The sequence below is a fragment of the Micromonospora sp. NPDC049559 genome, assembly GCF_040676675.1.
In the GTDB taxonomy this organism is placed as follows: domain Bacteria; phylum Actinomycetota; class Actinomycetes; order Mycobacteriales; family Micromonosporaceae; genus JBFAPK01.
The window spans coordinates 126032-144556 of sequence record NZ_JBFAPK010000017.1 but is presented as its reverse complement, the minus strand read 5'-3'; the positions used below and the strand labels follow the sequence as shown (position 1 = coordinate 144556).

General features: G+C 73.0%; 14 protein-coding genes. 3 read left to right on the top strand and 11 right to left on the bottom strand.

Annotation, left to right across the window (positions count from 1 at the left end; translation table 11 throughout):
* Positions 1-14 precede the first annotated feature (14 nt).
* From AB0J86_RS19885 to AB0J86_RS19860, 6 genes are all read right to left on the bottom strand, one after another.
* Complete coding sequence (locus AB0J86_RS19885; RefSeq protein ID WP_363859031.1) at positions 15-647, bottom strand: hypothetical protein; 633 nt, start codon at positions 645-647, stop codon at positions 15-17.
* Between the two features lie 57 nt (positions 648-704).
* Positions 705-1973, bottom strand: coding sequence for a cytochrome P450 (locus tag AB0J86_RS19880; protein ID WP_363859030.1), 1269 nt, complete (start codon positions 1971-1973; stop codon positions 705-707).
* A gap of 59 nt (positions 1974-2032) precedes the next feature.
* Positions 2033-2590, bottom strand: coding sequence for an ATP/GTP-binding protein (locus AB0J86_RS19875; protein ID WP_363859029.1), 558 nt, complete (start codon positions 2588-2590; stop codon positions 2033-2035).
* A gap of 25 nt (positions 2591-2615) precedes the next feature.
* A complete protein-coding gene (locus tag AB0J86_RS19870; protein ID WP_363859028.1) occupies positions 2616-2975 on the bottom strand; it encodes a DUF742 domain-containing protein in 360 nt (119 codons plus the stop codon).
* A gap of 150 nt (positions 2976-3125) precedes the next feature.
* The gene (locus tag AB0J86_RS19865) at positions 3126-3581 is read right to left on the bottom strand and encodes a roadblock/LC7 domain-containing protein (RefSeq protein WP_363859027.1); all 456 of its coding nucleotides are present in this window, start codon (positions 3579-3581) and stop codon (positions 3126-3128) included.
* A complete protein-coding gene (locus AB0J86_RS19860) occupies positions 3578-6031 on the bottom strand; it encodes a nitrate- and nitrite sensing domain-containing protein (RefSeq protein WP_363859026.1) in 2454 nt (817 codons plus the stop codon). The genes AB0J86_RS19865 and AB0J86_RS19860 overlap by 4 nt, the downstream gene beginning before the upstream one ends.
* A 263-nt stretch (positions 6032-6294) precedes the next feature.
* Between AB0J86_RS19860 and AB0J86_RS19855 the strand changes: the two genes are divergently transcribed.
* Positions 6295-6744, top strand: coding sequence for a DoxX family protein (locus AB0J86_RS19855; protein ID WP_363859025.1), 450 nt, complete (start codon positions 6295-6297; stop codon positions 6742-6744).
* A gap of 79 nt (positions 6745-6823) precedes the next feature.
* Here the strand turns inward: AB0J86_RS19855 and AB0J86_RS19850 are convergent, their stop codons facing one another.
* The gene (locus tag AB0J86_RS19850) at positions 6824-9046 is read right to left on the bottom strand and encodes a transglycosylase domain-containing protein (protein ID WP_363859024.1); all 2223 of its coding nucleotides are present in this window, start codon (positions 9044-9046) and stop codon (positions 6824-6826) included.
* Between the two features lie 894 nt (positions 9047-9940).
* Complete coding sequence (pip, locus tag AB0J86_RS19845; protein WP_363859023.1) at positions 9941-10900, bottom strand: prolyl aminopeptidase; 960 nt, start codon at positions 10898-10900, stop codon at positions 9941-9943.
* Positions 10901-11031: 131 nt separating this feature from the next.
* On the opposite strand from pip, the gene mycP reads away from it, so the two are divergent.
* The gene (gene mycP, locus AB0J86_RS19840) at positions 11032-12318 is read left to right on the top strand and encodes a type VII secretion-associated serine protease mycosin (RefSeq protein ID WP_363859022.1); all 1287 of its coding nucleotides are present in this window, start codon (positions 11032-11034) and stop codon (positions 12316-12318) included.
* Positions 12319-12480: 162 nt separating this feature from the next.
* On the opposite strand, the gene AB0J86_RS19835 is transcribed toward mycP, so the two are convergent.
* From AB0J86_RS19835 to AB0J86_RS19825, 3 genes are all read right to left on the bottom strand, one after another.
* A complete protein-coding gene (locus AB0J86_RS19835) occupies positions 12481-13413 on the bottom strand; it encodes a phosphorothioated DNA-binding restriction endonuclease (RefSeq protein ID WP_363859044.1) in 933 nt (310 codons plus the stop codon).
* 197 nt (positions 13414-13610) lie between these two features.
* Entirely contained in the window at positions 13611-13907 is a 297-nt protein-coding gene (locus AB0J86_RS19830; protein ID WP_363859021.1) for a hypothetical protein, read from the bottom strand.
* Between the two features lie 43 nt (positions 13908-13950).
* A complete protein-coding gene (locus AB0J86_RS19825) occupies positions 13951-14289 on the bottom strand; it encodes a WXG100 family type VII secretion target (protein ID WP_363859020.1) in 339 nt (112 codons plus the stop codon).
* 214 nt (positions 14290-14503) lie between these two features.
* Here AB0J86_RS19825 and eccCa point away from each other — a divergent pair, with 214 nt between their 5' ends.
* Positions 14504-18511 (top strand): type VII secretion protein EccCa, encoded by a 4008-nt coding sequence (gene eccCa / locus AB0J86_RS19820; protein WP_363859019.1) that lies wholly within the window; start codon positions 14504-14506, stop codon positions 18509-18511.
* The last annotated feature ends 14 nt before the right edge of the window (positions 18512-18525 follow it).

Here is an 18525-nt window from a genome sequence, read left to right as displayed (position 1 = left end):
GGGGGCGCGGCGGGTCAGCGCCAGGCGCGGGCGATCCGGGCCGGGCCGAGCGGCGTCGCGTCCGTCTTGCGGGCGATGGTCCAGATCGGCGTGCCCCGGTCCGGGTCGCCGTAGAGGTAGCTGTCGTCCACGCAGGAGTAGTTGAGCCGCATGCCGTCCAGCTCGTCCGTGGCGCCGTCGGCCAGTGCGCAGAGGGTTCCGTCCTCCAGCTGGAGGTACCAGGGGTCCGCGTTGGCGATGGCCGAGGGCTGCGGGCGCTGGCTGGGGATGACCCGTACGGCGCTGTGGGCCTGCGGGTCGGTGAGGCAGAGCAGCGATCCGTCACCGGCGTCGGAGGGCGGGGCGAAGCACGGGTCCTCGATGTTGCCGCCGCTCGGGTCGGTCTGGTCGATGAAGCAGCGGAAGGCGTTGCGGTTGCTGGCGTCGCTGTTCGAGGACTGGCAGTTGCCGGTCGCTTCGAGGACCACCTTGATGCCGGCCGCCGCGCCCGCGGCGTCGTACGGGTTCACCTGGAGCAGCTCGGTGCCCGGCCCGCCGGCGGCCCCGGCCAGCACCCTGAGCCGACCGGCCGGGGTGGAGCAGCCGCCGAGCAGCAGCACGGCGACGGCCAGCAGTCCGCCCGCCCGTACCGGCCAAGAGGTCACCATGCCGCACATCCTTCCGAAGCCGGGCGATCACCGCGCGAGGGATTGTACGGGTGGAAGTTACCCGGGCAGCGAGGCGCCGACGGGTTCGCTGGGCGTGAAGGTGGCGGGCAGGTCGACGAAGCCGTTGACGATCCCGATCGACTCGTACCGTCGCGCCGCCGCGCGGTCGACCGTGTAGTCCGGCATCCGCTCCAGCACCCGGCCGAGCATCAGCCGGAACCAGGATCGGGCCAGGTTGGAGCCGATGCAGCGGTGCAGGCCGAGCCCGAAGCTGGTGTGCGGGTTGGGGGCCCGGTCCAGCTTGACCTCGCCGGGGTCCGGAAAGACGTCCGGGTCGCGGTTCGCCGCGGCGAAGGACATCAGCACCCGGTCCCCGGCCCGCAGCTGCTGCCCGGCGAGCCGGACGTCGGCGGTGGCGGTACGCGCCAGCGCCGGTACCGGGGTGAAGGCGCGCAGGAACTCCTCGGTGGCGTGCTCCAGCAGCGGCGGCCGGTCGATCAGGCGCTGCCGCTGGTCCGGGTGCTCCGCGAGCCAGGCGAGCGCGTTGCCGAGCAGGGCGGTGGTGGGGTCCACCCCGCCCTGGAGCACGAGCAGCGCGACCTGCGCCACCTCGTCGTCGGTCAGCCGGCGGTCCTCGACGGTGGCCCGGGCCAGCGCGCCGAGCAGTCCCTCGCCGGGTTGCTCGCGCCGCGCCGGTACGAGCGCCCGCAGCTCGACACCGAGTTGCTCGACCGCCGCCACGCAGCGCCGGTGCTCGGCCCCGCCGGTCGGGAACGCGAGCAGCCCGTGCAGCGGCTCGGCGTACCGCTGCCAGTGTTCCAGCGGCAGGCCGACCAGCTTCATGACGGCGAGCATCGGGACCGGGTTGCCCAGGTCGCGGACGAAGTCGATCCGGCCGCTGGCGCAGACCCGGTCCAGCAGCGCGTCGACGGTCTGGCGTACGAAGGGTTCGAGCTCGTCGGCGGCGGTCGGCGCGAAGTACGGGTTGAGCAGCCGCCGGTACCGGCTGTGCAGCGGCGGGTCGAACTCGGTGGCGACCCGGGCCACGGGCCACCGCGGCGTACCGTCGTCCGGCCGTTCCGTGTCGGGGTCCTCCGCGTGGTGGATCGAGGCGAAGGCGGTGTCGTCGCGCATGACACGGGTGACGCTGACGTAGTCGGAGACCACCCAGAAGCCCCCGTGGTGCGGGGAGTGGGCGACCGGGCACTTCGCCAGGTTCTCGTCGCAGATGGCCGGCCAGTTGTCCCGGTACTCCGGGCTGTAGTGATCGAAGTCGATGACCAGGCGATCGGTGACCGGGATCGGGGTGGACGGATCGGCGGACATGGGGCAAACAGTAGTACCGCCTCGGATCTTGCGGGAGGGCACCGGCGGCGGAGGTTCCGCTACCCCTGGTTCATCCGGCGCACCACTTCCTCGACCAGCGCGATCAGCACCTCCTTTGTGGATTCTCGATGCCGCACGTCGCAGAGGAGTACCGGCACGTCGGCGTCGAGGTCGAGCGCGGCGCGGATGTCCTGCGGCTCGTACCGGCGGGCACCGTCGAAACAGTTCGCGCCCACCACGAAGGGGATGCCGCGCTTCTCGAAGTAGTCCACGGACGGGAAGCTGCTCTCCAGCCGCCGGGTGTCGACCAGCACCACGGCGCCGAGCGCCCCGACCGACAGTTCGTCCCAGACGAACCAAAAGCGGTCCTGGCCGGGCGTACCGAAGAGATAGAGGATCAGCCGCTGGTCGATGGTGATGCGGCCGAAGTCCAGCGCGACGGTGGTGGTGTCCTTGCTCTCCACTCCGGACAGATCGTCGACGCCGACGCTCTCGGCCGTGATCAGTTCTTCGGTGCGCAGCGGCTCGACCTCGCTGATCGACGTCACCAGCGTGGTCTTGCCGACGCCGAAGCCGCCCGCGATCAGGATCTTGAACGCCATCGGGATTTCGGGCATGACCGGGTCGTCGCCCGGCGGGCCCTCAGAGTGCGCGTAGGCCATCGGCCACCGCCTTCAGGGTCGTGAGGTTTGGTGTCGAGGTCTCCGTGGCCCGGGTACGCACGATCAGCGCGCCCCGGGTCCGCAGGTCGTCCAGGAGTACGCGCACCACACCGGCCGGAATCCGGGCGCGCGCGGCGATCTCCGCCACCGAGATCGGGTGCTGGGCCAGCGCCAGGATCGTCCGGTGTTCCGGCTCCCAGGGCTCGTCCCGGGCCAGTTCCCGGATCGCCACGACGAGGCTGATCAGGTCGAAGTCGGCCGACGCGCGGGTCCGCCCGTGCGTCAGGGCGTACGGCCGGACCAGCCGCTCGTTCGGCTCGGGCCGCCTGGGTCGTCTCATCCGTGCTCCACGGTCAGCGCCCCGCCGCCGTCGGGCTCGGCCACCCGGCGCGACCCGTGGCGGCGCGACCCATGGCGGCGTGGCCCGTGGCGGCGCGACCCGTGGCGGCGTGGCCCGTGGCGGCGCGACCCATGGCGGCGTGGCCCGGCATCAGGCGCTCTCCGAACGGAACATCCGGTCCACCGCGGCATCGGGCATCCGCTGCAGCGGCGAGCGGGCCGGGGTCGCCAGGTACTGCCCGACGCGCTGGATGAGCAGGTTCATCTCGAACGCCACCTGCCCCACGTCGCAGGCCGCGGCGGCGACCACCGCGAGGTTCGACCCGTACCCGGCGGCGGTGACGAAGAGGAAGCCGGTGTCCAACTCCACCACGGTCTGGCGTACGGTGCCGCCGTCGAAGTGCCGCCCCGCGCCCCGGGCGAGACTGTGGAATCCCGAGGCCACGGCGGAGAGGTTCTCGGCGTCGTCCCGCCCGATCCCGGCCGACGACGCCACCAGCAGCCCGTCCGCGGAGAGCAGCACGGCGTGCCGGACGTCCGTCACCCGCCGCACCAGATCCTCCAGCAACCAGTTCAGGTCGCCGGCAGTATTCGTATGCTGGCTCATCTGGTCTCCTCACCGCCGCCATGATCGGCAGCCGCCGCGTTAGCGTTGTCTATTGTGGACGACGCCTCGGCGGCCTCCGCGCTCGCCTGTCGGCCACGGAGGGTGCCGTGCTGGTAGGCGCTCATCATCCGGCGTACCTCCTCGGGCGGTCGGGGCGGGAGCGACCGGGTGAACTCCCCCGGATCCGGCCGGGGTCCGCGCAGCCCCGGCGCCAGCCCGGCCTGCCGGACCCGTACCGGTAGTCCCTGCTCGGTCCGGCGCGGCTGGTCGCCGCCCGCCGAAGCCCCCGCGGCGCCCCCGGCAGCCGGGCCGCCCGACGGGGCCGCCACGCCGTCCCGGGCTGCCGGGCCGCCCGACAGCACGGGCGCGCCGGCCGGTACCGGCTGGTACACCGGCAGGGTCACGGTCTCGTCGCCAGCCTCCGCCCGTCCGTCCGTCGCCTCGGCACGCCTCCCGGCCGATGCCTCCCGGCCCCGTCCGGCCGCCGTGTCGACGGCCCGTCCGGCCGTCGCCTCCCGGCCCCGCGTGGGCGGCACCTGGGCAGGCGGGCCGGGAGGCGTGGCGTCACCGGCGGGCGTCTCCTCCACGTCGGTGACCAGCCGCGGCGGGAGCAGCACGATGGCCGTGAGCCCCCCGTACGCGGAGTGGCGCAGCGTCACGCGGATGTCGTGCCGGGCGGCGATGCGGGCCACCACGAACATGCCGATCCGTGGGCTCTCGCTCAGCGCCAGGACGTTGAACTCGGGCGACGCGGAAAGCCACCGGTTGGCGGCCTCCAGGCTCGGTTCCGACATGCCGAGGCCGCGGTCCTCGACCTCGATGACGAAGCCGTGCGCCACCTGCTGGCCGATCACCTGCACGGTGGTGTGCGGCGGCGAGTAGGTGGCGGCGTTGTCGATCAGCTCGGCGAGCAGGTGGATCACGTCGGAGACGGCCACGCCGGCGAGCGCCACGGACGGCACGGGCAGCACCCGGACCCGCTCGTACTGTTCCGCCTCGGAGGCGGCGCCGCGCAGTACGTCCTGCATCGGCACCGAGTCGCCCCAGCTGCGGCCCGCCCGCTCGCCGCCGAGGATCAGCAGGTTTTCGGCGTACCGGCGCATCCGGGTGGCCAGGTGGTCCACCTTGAACAGGTCGGCCAGCTCGTCCGGGTTGACCGTCTTGTGCTCCATCACGTCCAGGAGGCTGAGCTGCTTCTTCACCAGCGTCTGGCTGCGGCGGGCGATGTTGGAGAAGGCGTTCTGGATCCCGGCCCGCAGCTCCGCCTGCTCGACCGCGCTGCTGATCGCGGTACGGCGTACCGAGTTGAAGGCGTCGCCGACCTCGCCGATCTCGTCGCGCCCCTCGTGCAGCACCGGGGCCTCGGCGTCGACGTCCACCCGCTCGCCCCGGCGCAGCCGCGCCACGACGGCCGGGAGCTGCGTGTCGGCCAGGGCGTGGGCCGACGAGCTGAGCTCGCTCAGGCGGTCGGCCAGCCGCCGGCCGATCCGCAGCGAGATGACGACCGAGACGACCACCGCGATCAGGCCGAGCAGGCCGATGCCGAGGGCCCGGGCGAAGAGGAGGTACGCCGGGGACTTGGCGTGTCGCTCGACCAGGCCCCCCAGCCGCGCGTGGAAGCCGGCGAGCTCGGCGAGCGCCGCGCTGTTCGCGTCGCGCCACTGCTCGGCGTCCACGGGGATCCGCCCGCTGCCGCCGGTCGCCACGGCCGCGTCCTCCATCCGGGCCAGCGAGACGTACGGCTCCCTGGCGAGGAGGGCGTCCAGTTCCCGCCGGTACGGGTCGGCGAGCTGCACGTACGCCTCGTGGTACTCGGCCCGCATCACCGCGAGGGCCTGTACGAACTGCCGGTAGCTCTCCCGGGTGAAGCTGTCGCCGGCGGCCAGCACCCCGGCGAGGATCGCGTCCACCCGGGCCCGCAGTTCGCGGGCGTGCGCGAGCCGCTGCAACGCGCGCCCCTCGGCGGAGACCTCGGCGTCCGGGAAGCTGGAGACCGCCGAGTAGAGCGGTGTGGCCGGATCGGCCAGGTCACGGAAGCGGTCCAGCACCGCGGCGGTAGCGATCCGCCGGCCGTCCACATCGGAGCGGAGCGTGGGCAGCCGGTCCAGCGCCGCCAACTGCCCGCGCGCCAGGGCCATCACGTGGTCGGGCGTGATGCGCCGGACGTCGGCGCGCGCCAGGACGGTCCGGTACGTTGTGATCTTCTGGTCGACCAGCGCCCGGTCGGCGATGAGGGTGGCCCGGTTCGGCCCGGTCGGCGCGACCAGGAAGACCACCGAGGCCCGCCGCTCCCCCTGGAGCGCGCCGAGGATCTCCTCGGCCGGCGTGGCCACCGCGGTGACCAGACTGCCCTGGTTGAGCAGGCGGAGACCGTCGCCGACGGTCACGTAGGTGGCGAAGCCCCAGACGGCGACGAGGGAGACGAGCGGGATGACGACCAGCGTGAGCAACTGCCGTCGGATGGTACGAACACGCGTGCGAGGGGCCATCTAGTCTTACTCGTCTCAAGGGCGGTGGAGGGACACTGCCTGGCAAAAGGCGCATTTACTGCGATCGGCCGACGTCATGGTACAGAACCGGCGGATTGCCGACCGGGCCACCCACCCTCGGTCGGCCGGAGGATCTCATTGACTTGAATCGATAGCTGTCGATAAGCTGTCCGCGCCGTGGGGATCAGGAGAAGTTTCTGTCTGCTGACCACGAGGAGCGTGTCATGAACAGCGCCCGACTGTCCCCACTCGTCACCACTGGCTTCCGAGTCGTACTCGGACTGTTGTTCGCCACGCACGGCGCGGCATCCCTCTTCGGAATACTGGGCGGCAATCGCGGTACCGGCGAGGCGATCCCGGTCGGCACCTGGCCCGGCTGGTGGGCCGCCTTGATCCAGCTGATCGGCGGGGCGCTGGTCCTGGTCGGGCTGAGCACCCGGGCCGCCGCCCTGGTCTGCTCCGGCTCGATGGCGTACGCGTACTTCGTCGTCCACCAGCCGGGCGGGCTGCTGCCCCTCACCAACGGCGGCGAGCCGGCGGCCCTCTTCTGCTGGTCGTTCCTGCTGATCGCGGTGCTGGGCCCCGGTCCGTGGTCGCTGGACGCACAGCTCTCCCGCCGCCGTACCCGGGTGGTGGTGGCCGAGCCGGCCCCGGCGCCGCAGGCCACGTCCTGACGCGACCTTCGAAACGACGGCCGGAGCGCGACGAGACGGCTCCGCCTCGTCGCGCTCCGGTGTTGAGTCCGTCCGGCGTTCAGTTCCTCCGGTTGGTCGGCGACGTCGGTAGTACCCCGCCGCCCACACCGCCGTCGCCCTCGCCGGGCAGCTGGTTCGGGTTTTGCTGGTCGGGGTTCTGCTGGTCGGGGTTCTGCCGGTCGGGGTTCTGTCGGCCGCGGCCCTGGTTCTGGTTCTGGTTCTGGCAGAAGATGTGGAACGGGTCGAAGCAACCGGAGTCCGACGGGGGCGCGGGCGGGGGGGTGCCGTTACCCGAGTTCGGGTCGCCGATCTTCTGCACCCCCTCGGGGAACTGGTCGACCTTCTTCCCCTTGAGCGCCGCGTCCATGTACCGCTCGAAGATGTCGCCCGGCAGGCCGGATCCGCTGATCTTGGTGCCGTCCGTCTCGCGCAACGCCTTGTTCCCATTGACGTTGCCCACCCAGACCGCCGTCGCGAGCTGTGGCGTGTAACCGACCATCCAGGCGTGCGCGTTGTCCTTGCTGGTCTCGTTGAGCTCCCAGGTACCGGTCTTCTCGGCCGCCGGGCGGTCGCTGGCCAACTCGTGGTCGACCACCTTCGGGTACTTCTTCAACACCAGGGTGACGTTGTCGGCGACCTCCCGGGGCACGGCCTGCTTCGGCGCGCGCTGCTCGCCGTTGACCTTCTCCCACTGGCCGGTCACCTTGTTCTTCTGCTCCACCAGCAGGACGAAGTGGGCCTTGTTGTAGACCCCCCGGGCGGCGAAGGTGGCCATGCCGTTGGCGTGGTCGAGCACGGTGATCGGGTACTGGCCGTAGCCGGTGATGCCGGTGAAGAAGGGGCTGGGCGTCAGCTCCGCCCCGGACTTGTCCGCCAGGTCGTACGGCTTGGCCGGGTTGGTGTTGGTCGTCCACATGGTGGTGATGCCGGCGGCCTTCGCCATGTCGATGACCTTGTCCGTGCCGATGTCCTTGGTCAGGTAGTAGAACGGCACGTTGTAGGACTGGAGGGTGGCGTCCTCCAGCGAGACGTTCTTGCCGGGGTTACGTCCCGCGTTCTGCACGTTGATCTCGGTACCCGGGATCTTGAACGGCGTGGCGTCCCAGTGCGAGTCCAGCGACTTCCCGGCCTTGAGCCCGGCCGCGAGGGTGTAGACCTTGAACGTCGAACCCGGCGGATGGCCGCCCGTCACCACGCCGTTCTCGATGTTCTTGCCGGCGTAGTCGGTACCCGTGCCGTTGTCGCCGCCGTAGTAGGCGAGCACCCGGCCGTTGTTCGGGTCCACCGACACCACGGCGGCCATCAGGTTCGGCGGCTGCTTGTTGAGCAGCGAGCCCTTGCTGGCGCGCTGGGCCGTCGCCACCGCGGCTTCCTGCATCTTCTTGTCGATGGTCGTGGTGATCTTGTACCCGCCGTCGCGCAGCGCCTGCGAGCAGGTCTGCTTCGTCGAGTTCGGATCCTCGGCGGCGGTGCAGATCCCCATCTGCGCCATCTCTTCCTTCACGTAGTTCACCACGTTGCCCTGGGGCGAGTTGACGCCGCAGTCGATCGCGCACTTGTCCGAGACCGGGACCGTCTTGGGGTACTCCGTCGGCCGCTCGGCCGGGGACAGCCACTTCTTGTCGATCATCCCTTGGATGACGTAGTCCCACCGCTCCTTCGCCGCGGTGGGGTTCTTGGCGGGGTCGAAGCCCAGGTGGCCAGTGCTCGCGTCCGGCAGCGGCTGCTTGATCACCCCGGCGAGCACCGCGCCCTCGGCCACGGTCAGCTTGTCGACGGACTTGCCGAAGTACGCCTGCGCCGCCGCTTGGATGCCGTACGCCCCGCGACCGAAGAAGATCGTGTTGAGGTAGTGCTCCATGATCTGGTCCTTGCTGAACTTGTCGTTCAGCTTGGAGGCGAGCACCGCCTCGCGCACCTTCCGGGCGTAGGTGTCGCCCTGGAGGTTCGCGTACGCGTTGCGCGCGTACTGCTGGGTGATCGTCGAGGCGCCCTGCTTGCTGCCGCCCGTGAAGTTGTTGAAGGCCGCGCGGACGATGCCGGCGTAGTCGACCCCGGAGTGCTCGTAGAACTTCCGGTCCTCGGCCGAGGCGACCTCGCGCTGCACGTAGAGCGGGATCTGCCTGATCGTGACCAGCTCGCGGTTCTGGTCGCCCAGCTTGGCCATCTGCTGGCCGTTGTTGTAGAGGATGGTGGTGGCCGACGCCAGGGTGATGTCCTGCGGCGTCGGGACCGTGGTCGTGTAGTAGGTGAAGCCCACCACGCCACCGCCGAGCACCATGACGAGGACCGCGAACGACGCGACGATCCAGTTGAGGCGCTTCCGCCGCTTGGCCTTGGCCCTCGCGTCCGGATCGTTTCCGTCCCCGCCACGCCGCCCACCGGGCCCGTGACCGCCCGGACCGCCGGGACCATTGCCGCCCGGACCGCCGGGCCCGTTTCCGCCGGGACCTCCGGGACCGCCCGGTGGGACCGGGGCGACCCCGGCCCGCCCGACGGTGGCCCGACCGGCGGCGCCCACCGCGCCGCCGCCGGCCACGCGACCGACCGAGGCCCGGCCGGCGCTTGCGCGGCCCGCGGGGCGGGCGGTACCCGCCGCGTCACCGCCCGGCCCGAAACTGCCGGACCCCGCCGGTGCGCCGACCCGCGCCCGCCCGGCCGAGGCCGAACCGACAGAGGCGGAGCCCACGGAGGCAGAGCCCACGGAGGCGGAGCCCACGGAGGCGGAGCCCACGGAGGACCGGCCGGCCCCCGCCGCGGCCGGGTTCACCGGGGACGCCTTGCCGACGGAGGCCCGCCCGCTGTGGCCCGCCGCCCGGGCAGCGCCCGAGCCGTCGCCGGGCCAGCCGGCGTCCGGGTCGGGACGCTGGAACGAGTCGCCGGCCGCGGGCCCGGGACCGCCGTACGGGTCCGGGAAGGGTGCCCGGCCGTGCGGAGAAGTCGGATCGCCGTACGAGTTCATTCCCCATACACTGCCGGTCGCGAAGAATCCGCGTATGCCGTCACCGTGTCGGGGTGAGATATCCCACGCCAATCATCGCGCCGGGTGTGCTTGTACGTACCACCTGTCTGTGTACGCGCGAGCGCGGTGACGGTGGGCAGCGGGTCCGTCACCGCGACGGTCCCGCCGCCGGGGCGGCCCGCCGGGGCTCCTCGGCCCGGCCGCCCGCGCGGCTCACCGCGCGGCGAAGCGGGCGGTGGCGGCGAGCAGCGCCTCGGCCTGGCCGGGATAGCCCGCGCCGTGGCCGGCCTCGTCGACCAGGATCAGCTCCGCCTCGGGCCACTCCTGGGCCAGCCGCCAGGCGCTGTCCGGCGGGCTGCTCACGTCGAGCCGGCCGTGCACCAGTACGCCCGGGATGCCGGCGAGCCGCGCGGCCTTGCGTACCAGGACGTCCTCCTCCAGCCAGGCGGCGTGCCGCCAGTAGTGGGTCACCAGCCGGGCGAAGGCCATCCGGAAGACGGGATCGTCGTATCTCGGGTCGGGGCGGTGGTCCGCCCGGATGGCGACGTGCGAGTCCTCCCAGGCGCACCAGTCCCGCGCCGCCCGGTCCCGTACCGCCGGGTCGGGATCGTGCAGCAGCCGGGCGTACGCGTCGACCAGGCTGCCGTCGCGCTCGCCGGCCGGTACGCCGTCGCGGAAGCGGGCCCACTGCGCGGGAAAGATCCGTCCGACGGCACGCGTGATCCACTCGACGTCGCGGCGGGTGGAGAGCGCGATGCTGAACAGGATGATCTCCGAGACCCGCTCCGGATGGCGCTCGGCGTACGCCAGGCCGAGCGTGCTCCCCCAGGACCCGCCGAAGACCAGCCACCGCTCGATGCCGAGCCGCTCGCGCAGCCGCTCGACGTCGGCGACGAGGTGGTGGGTGGTGTTGGTGGCCAGGTCGACGGCCGGGTCGCTGACGTGCGGGGTGCTCCGCCCGCAGCCGCGCTGGTCGAAGAGGACGACCCGGTACGCCGCGGGGTCGAAGTAGCGCCGCCAGCCCGGGGTGCAGCCGGAGCCCGGCCCGCCGTGCAGCACGACGGCGGGCTTGCCGTCCGGGTTGCCGCAGGTCTCCCAGTAGACGAGGTTCCCGTCACCGACGTCGAGCCGGCCGTGGTCGTACGGCTCGATCGGCGGATACAACTCCACCATGCGCGGACGCCCCTCCCGAATAGCAGAAACAACAGCGCTGTTATTTCTAGCAGAACCGCGTAAGCGCCACGGCTGGCCGGTTGGTGTCAGCGTCGCCCACGACAGCCCGGCCGGCGGGACGATGAGCGGCGATGCGAACCATCGGCAGCACGGTCGTGGTGGCGGCACTCGCGGCCGGCGCCGCCGTACTCATGCCCGCAGGCCCCGCGTCGGCCGCACCCCCGCGCGGGGCCTGCACCAACCCCGAACCCGCGCGCCCCCCGGTCACCGCGCAACCCTGGGCGCAGCAACTGCTCGACCCGAAGGCGGTCTGGCCGCACAGCACCGGTGCCGGCGTGCTCGTCGCGGTCGTCGACTCCGGTGTCGACGCCGACCACCCCCAACTGCGCGGCAGGGTGCTGCGCGGCGAGGACTTCCACCTCGTCGGCGACCTGCCCGGCGACTTCGACTGCGTGTCGCACGGGACCGCCGTGGCCAGCATCGTCGCGGCGGCCCCCACCGAGGGCGTCGGCTTCGCCGGGCTCGCCCCGGGCGCGAGGATCCTGCCGGTACGGGTCAGCGAGCGCGACCTCACCGACGGCGGCGGAGCGCAGGCGGTCGACCCCGCCGTGCTCGCCCGGGGCATCCGCTACGCCGCGGACCGGGGCGCGAAGGTGATCAACCTGTCGCTCGCCGGCCCGCTCGACAATCGGGACGTACGCGCCGCCGTGGCGCACGCCCGCGCCAAGGACGCGCTGGTGGTAGCCGCCGTCGGCAACCGCCAACAGGGCCTGGCCGTCCAGCCGTCCTACCCGGCGAGCTACGAGGGGGTGCTGGGGGTCGGCGCCGTCGACCAGACCGGTACCCGGCTCGCCGGCTCGCAGATCGGCCCGTACGTCGACCTGGTCGCGCCGGGCGCCGGCGTGCTCGGCGCCAGCCGCGCCGGCGGGCACCAGTACTGGCAGGGCACCAGCTTCGCCGCGCCGTTCGTCTCCGCCACCGCCGCCCTGGTGCGCGCGGCCTGGCCGCGGCTCTCGGCCGACGCGGTGGCCGAGCGGATCCTCGCCACCGCCACCCCGATGCCCGGCGGGCGGGGCAGCACCGCCTACGGCGCCGGCCTGGTCGACCCGTACCGGGCGGTGACCGACGGGCTGGTGGACGCGACCCCCTCCCCGCCGCCCGCGCTGGCCCCGGCCCGGGTGGACCCCGAGCGGGCCAGGCTGGCCGCGTGGCGGGACCGGACCGGCGACACCGCCCGGCCGATGCTGGCCGGCGCCGCGGGAGCCGCGGCGTTCGCCCTGGTCGCCGCGCTGGTGCTGGGTCGCGGCCGGCGCTCACGCTGGCGGGTACGCCGGGCGGCGCCGCTGCCGGAACAGCCCGCGGTGGCCGCACCGCCGGATCAGGTCTTCCTCCTGCCGCCGCCCGCCTCGGAGCGATAGCTGCTGCTCTCGCACGCACCCGGCGCGTTGCGGACAACGGGAGATGTCGGGCATCGAGGGCGGCTTCGCCACGCTCGACACGAAGCAGAACCCCGAGATGCCAGGAGGAGCGCTGGGACCGAGGCATCCGCCAAATCGTGCGCTATCAGGAGCTTGTCGTCGCTATACAACCAGCGGTCGTCCCTTGAAAACCCACTGGCGATGCCACTTCAGATGCCGGCCGGCGGGCATCGCGGTACCGGGACGCGCCCGCAACGTAGCGCCGTGCAGGTCATAGAGGGCACGCCCCGCGCTCGTCCGCGCACTGTAGATGGCCGAGACATGGACACGCAGGTCGAGGTCCACGCCAAGGACTCCTCGGTCGAACAACTTGTGGTGCAGGGCGCACAGGGCCAGCCCGTTGTCCGGGTCATCGGGGCCGTCGAGGGCGAACCAGCGCACGTGGGCGGCGTCGATACCCACCGTGGCCCCGAGGATCTGGCCGTCGAACCCGCAGAAGGCGCACTGCCGATCCCACGCCTGAATGATCATCTCCCGCCATTGCGGATCACGGCGTCGCTTGGTCGCGGCGGACGGATCCGGCACGACGTCTGCGGCACGCCGGATCGTGTCGGGATCCAGCCCGACCGCGCTCAGCACGTCCGGGGCGATCGTGTCGGGAAAGTGGCTGTCGACTAGTGCGCGAGCAGCCGAGGCGAGCAGTTCTGGGTCATCCGCCAAGGCCGTCTCGATTTCGCGGGTGAGCCGGCCGGTGACCGCCCGTGTGGTGAGCGGGCCGACGGTGTCCATCGGTACGTCACGGTCGAGGACCCAGATCCCATCGGACCGTAGCCGGGTGAACGGGTATGCGGCGCTCTGGACCCGACTGGTCCTCGATGCCGGGCCGAACTCGGCGACCAAGTCGCCCAGCACGACCTGTGCCTCGCTCCACGGCAACGCGCTGGAACCCGTCGTCGTGAGCCGGCCCAACGACAGCAGCACCAGCAAGGGTTTGTGTGGGGAGCGGCGCCCGTCGCGCTGGTGCAGCCGCAAGCGGGCAAGGCGGGCAAGCACGTCATCACGTGATCCCGCAGTGGGCGCACCGCTGTTGGCCATCGACGCTGATTCTTGCATCTCCACCCGCCGGCCAGAGAAGTGCAGACCGCCGCTGACACCGCTGCCGGCTGGCTCCACCGCATCAAGCACACCCACGTGCGACGGGGCGACGGGGATAACCAGTTGGCTCAGGCAACCACGCGGACGGGGCGGGAACCGCCGATGGCGGTTCCCGCCCCGTTGGTGGGTCGCGTCGGTCAGATCGAGGTGCTACCGACCCGGGCGATCGCCGAGGCGAGCGCCTGCTGCAGCTCGCTGTTGGCCGTCTGTACGCCGCCGCGCAGCGCCTCCAGCATCGCCTGCTGCGCGCTCGACACCTGCTGCCACGCGCGGCTGATCTCCTCGAACTCGCCGCCCGCGCCGTCGAGCCAGTCCGCCGAGGTGGCACCGGACGTGCTCTGCCAGGTGTCCATCTCCTGCTGCACCCGCGCGACCGTGTTCACGATCTGGTCGGCCAGGCCGTCGAGCTGGCTGAAGTTGCCTCTGATCAGCATGTTTCGTACCTCTCCTTCGGTCGACTCCGATCGGCCCGGGCGCTCAGCCCAGCAGGGCGCCGCCGAACGGGCTGTGGCCCTGTGCCGCGTTCAGGCCGGACGCGGCGTTCTCGTCGGCCGCCAGGTACGCGTTGGACGAGAACCGGGTGTTCTCCCCCAGGCTGTTCAGGGCCGTGACGAGCCGGGTCATCCCGAGTTCCCACTGCTCGTGGGCCTGGTCGAAGGCGGGTCGCGCGGTGCCCTCCCACTGGCCCTTCAGGGCGTCCACCGTGGGTCGCAGGGCGGCCCGGTGCCCCTCGATGTTGCCCGAGACCGTGCCCGCCATGGCGGCGGCCCGTTCGAGCGTCTCCGTTACGCCGTGCAGCTGGTCTCCGGTCGCCATGGACCCTCTCCTTCCCGCGCGGTTCGCGCCGTTGGTCGTCGGCTGTCCCCCCGACGGGCGAGGGACGGACCGAAGGTAACCAGGCGGGCGCGGCCGTGACCGGCGTCGTCACCTTCCTGCCAGCCCGCCCCGCCCGGGTGCCCGGCGGCACGAGGATCGGCGGCATCCAGGGCGTGTCGCGGCGGGCCCGCCCGGAGCAGCGAGGAGGAACGGCGTGGCGACTGTGGTGGTACGGCGGCCGGCGCGCAGACCGGCGCCGGAGATGCCCTCCGGCGAGCTGGTGCTGGAGGCGCCGCCGGAGATACCGGTACCGGCGGGTCGGCAGTGGACCCAGGCGCTCACCGTGCTGCCGATGATCGCCATCATGGCGGCGATGCTGCTGACCTTCTCGGGGTCGATGGCGTCGACGGTACGGCTGGTGGTCTTCGGTCTCTTCGGAGTCGCGGTACTGGCCATGGTGCTGGTCGCCGTCCTGCGCGGCGGCGGCGCGGGCCGGCAGGAGATGGCGCACGCGCGCCGCCTCTACCTGCGCGGACTCGCCCAGCACCGGGTACGGCTGCTGCGCGCCGTGGGCCGGCAGCGGGAGGCGCTGCTGTACCTGCACCCCGAGCCGGCCTCGCTCTGGTCCCTGGCGGCCAGCCACCGGCTGTGGGAGCGCCGGGTCGACGACGCCGACTTCGGGGTGACCAGGATCGGGCTGGGGCCGCAGAGCCCGGCGATCGGTCTGGTGGCGCCGGAGACCAGGCCGCTGGAGCAGTTGGAGCCGCTCTCCGCGCTGGCGCTACGCCGGTTCCTCCGGACCTACCGCGAGGTGCCCGGCCTGCCGCTGGCCGTGGCGCTGACCGGTTTCTGCCGGCTGTACCTGCGGGGCGAACGCGAGGCGACGGTCGGGCTGGTACGGGCGATGCTGGCGCAGTTGGCCGCCCTGCACGCCCCGGAGGACGTACGCGTCGCCGTCTGCGCCGGTCCGGCGGAGCTGGCCGCCTGGGACTGGGTCAAGTGGCTGCCGCACGCGCTGCACCCGGAGAAGAGCGACGCGGCCGGACCGCTGCGGCTGGTCGCGCCGAGCCTGCCCGGCGTCGAAGCGATGCTGGAGGACCTGCTCGCGACGCGCCCCCGGTTCGACCCGGACGGCCGGCGGGGCGCCGGACCGCAGCTGGTGGTGGTGCTCGACGGCGGCCGGGTGGCCGGGTCCGACCACCTGATGACCGGCGGCGGCGTGGAGGGCGTCACCGTGCTCGACCTGAGCACCCCGCCGCCGCGCGCGCCGGAGCGGTCCGCGCTGGTGCTCGACGTCGGCGCCGACGGCGCGCTCGCGGCCACCACGGTCGACGGGAGCACGGAACTCGGCCGGGCCGACGCGCTCGACGCCACCGCCGCGGAGGCGCTCGCCCGGCAGCTGGCGCCGCTGCGGCTGGCCACCGCCGCGCGCGGGGACCAGGCGTTCAGCCACGACCTGGGCCTGGCCGAGCTGCTGGACCTCGGCGACCCGTACGCCTTCGACCCGGTCCGGACGTGGGCGCCGCGACCGGGTCGGGACCGGCTGCGGGTCATGTTCGGCGTGCAACCGGACGGGGCCTGCGTCGAGGTGGACCTCAAGGAGTCGGCGCAGGACGGCATGGGTCCGCACGGTCTGCTGATCGGCGCGACCGGGTCCGGCAAGAGCGAACTGCTGCGTACGCTGGTGCTGGCCCTCGCGGTGACGCACCCGCCGAACTCGCTGAACTTCGCGCTGATCGACTTCAAGGGCGGCGCGACCTTCACCCGGCTCGACGCCCTGCCGCACACCAGCGCGGTGATCACCAACCTCGCCGACGAGCTGCCCCTGGTCGACCGGATGACCGACGCGCTCGACGGCGAGTTGATCCGGCGCCAGGAGCTGCTGCGGGCGGCGGGGAACTTCTCGTCGCTGCGGGACTACGAACGGGCCCGCGCGGCCGGCGCGCCGCTGCCCGAGATACCGACGCTGCTCGTGGTCTGCGACGAGTTCAGCGAACTGCTCTCGGCGAAGCCCGACTTCATCGACACGTTCGTCAAGATCGGACGGGTCGGCCGGTCGCTCGGCGTACACCTGCTCCTGGCCAGCCAGCGGCTGGAGGAGGGGCGGTTGCGCGGCCTGGACGGGCACCTCTCGTACCGGATCGGGCTGCGTACCTTCTCGGCGATCGAGAGTCGCACCGTGCTCGGGGCCACCGACGCGTTCGAGCTGCCCCGCGCGCCCGGGCACGGCTTCCTCCGGTACGGCACCGAGCCGCTGGTGCGGTTCCGTTCCGCGTACGTCTCCGGCGCGCACCGCCGCCCCCGGGCGGAGGGCGCGTCCGCCGGTCCGGACGCGGTCGAGCTGATGGAGTACACCACCGAATACGTCCCGCCGGCCGTCACCGCCGCGCCCGCGAGCGCACCCGCCGAGGGCGACGACGAGGCCGGTACGGAGAGCCTGCTGGACATCCTGGTGGACCGGCTGGCCGGTCGCGGCACCCCGGCGCACCAGGTGTGGCTGCCGCCGCTCGCCGAGCCGTCCACGCTGGACGGTCTGCTCGGTCCGCTGGAGCCGGACCCGCGGCGCGGCCTGCGCAGCGCGCGGGAGGAGTTGACCGGACGGCTGCGGGCGGTGGTCGGCGTCGTCGACCGGCCGTTCGAGCAGCGGCGCGACCGGCTGGAGTTCGACCTGTCCGCCGCGGCCGGTCACCTGCTCGTGATGGGCGGCCCACGCAGCGGCCGGAGCACGGCGCTGCGCACCGTCGTGACCAGCCTCGCGCTCACCCACACCCCGCGCGAGGCGCAGTTCTACTGTCTCGACTTCGGCGGCGGCGCGCTCGCCGCGCTGCGCGGGCTGCCGCACGTGGGCGGGGTGGCCGGGCGGCAGAACGCGGGCGCCGTCCGACGCACGGTGGCGCAGGTCGCCGGCGTACTGGCCGAGCGGGAGCGGTGGTTCGCCGAACACGACGTGGACGGGATCGCCGCGTACCGGGCCGCCCGGGCCCGGGGCGAGTTCCCCGACGACCCGTACGGCGACGTCTTCCTGGTCGTGGACGGGTGGCAGACGCTGCGCAAGGACTTCGAGAGCGTCGAGGAGACGGTCTGCGACCTCGCCGTACGGGGTCTCGCGTACGGCGTGCACGTGATCGCGGCCTGTGCCCGCTGGTTCGACCTGCGACCGGCCGTACGGGACCTGTTCGGCAGCAAGGTGGAGCTGCGGCTCGGCGACCCGATCGACTCGACCGTCGACCGCGCGGCGGCGCTGACGGTGCCGGCCGGCTCGCCGGGGCGCGGCATCACCGCCACGCGGCACCAGATGCTGATGGCGCTGCCCCGCATCGACGGGGTGGAGTCCGACCGCGAGCTGCGCAGCGCCAGCGCCGAGCTGGTACGCCAGGTCGCCGCCGCCTGGCCGGGCGAACCCGCCCCACAGGTGCGGCTGCTCCCGGCGACCGTGCCGTACGCGGAACTGCCGGCGACGGACGGGCCCGCCGCCGGGGAGCCGGCCGCCGGGGAGCCGGCCGCCGGGAATGCGGCCGGGCGCGGGTTGCGGCTCTGCGTCGGCATCGCGGAGCAGGACCTGGCACCGGTACGGCTCGACTTCGCGGCCGACCCGCACTTCCTGCTGCTGGGCGACGCCCAGTCCGGCAAGACCGGGTTCCTCCGGGTGCTGGCCCGCCGGATCACCGACGGCTACGCCCCGCGGCAGGCGCGGATCCTGCTGGTCGACCACCGCCGGGGGCTGCTCGGCGACGTGGCGGCCTCGCACCTGCTGGGCCACGGTACCGACTCGGTCAGCACCCGGCGGCTGATCTCGGAGGCGGCCCGGGGGATGGCCGAGCGGCTGCCCGGCCCCGACGTCACCCCGGAGCAGCTGCGCCGGCGCGACTGGTGGCGCGGGCCCGAACTCTTCGTGCTGGTGGACGACTACGACCTGGTGGTGAGCCCGCTGGACAACCCGCTGCAACCGCTGCTCGACTACCTGCCGCAGGGCCGCGAACTCGGGCTGCACGTGGTGCTGACCCGGCGTACCGGCGGGGCGGGTCGCGGGCTCTTCGAGCCGTTCCTGGCCCGGCTGCGCGACGTCGGCTCGCCCGGTCTGCTGCTGTCCGGGGACCGGAACGAGGGCCCGCTGCTCGGCGGCCTCAAGCCCGAGGCGCTGCCCGCCGGCCGAGGGCACCTGGTGGCCCGGGGGCGGGCGCCCCAGCTGCTGCAACTCGCCTGGCTCCCGCCCGCCGACTGAGCGGGCCCCCACCG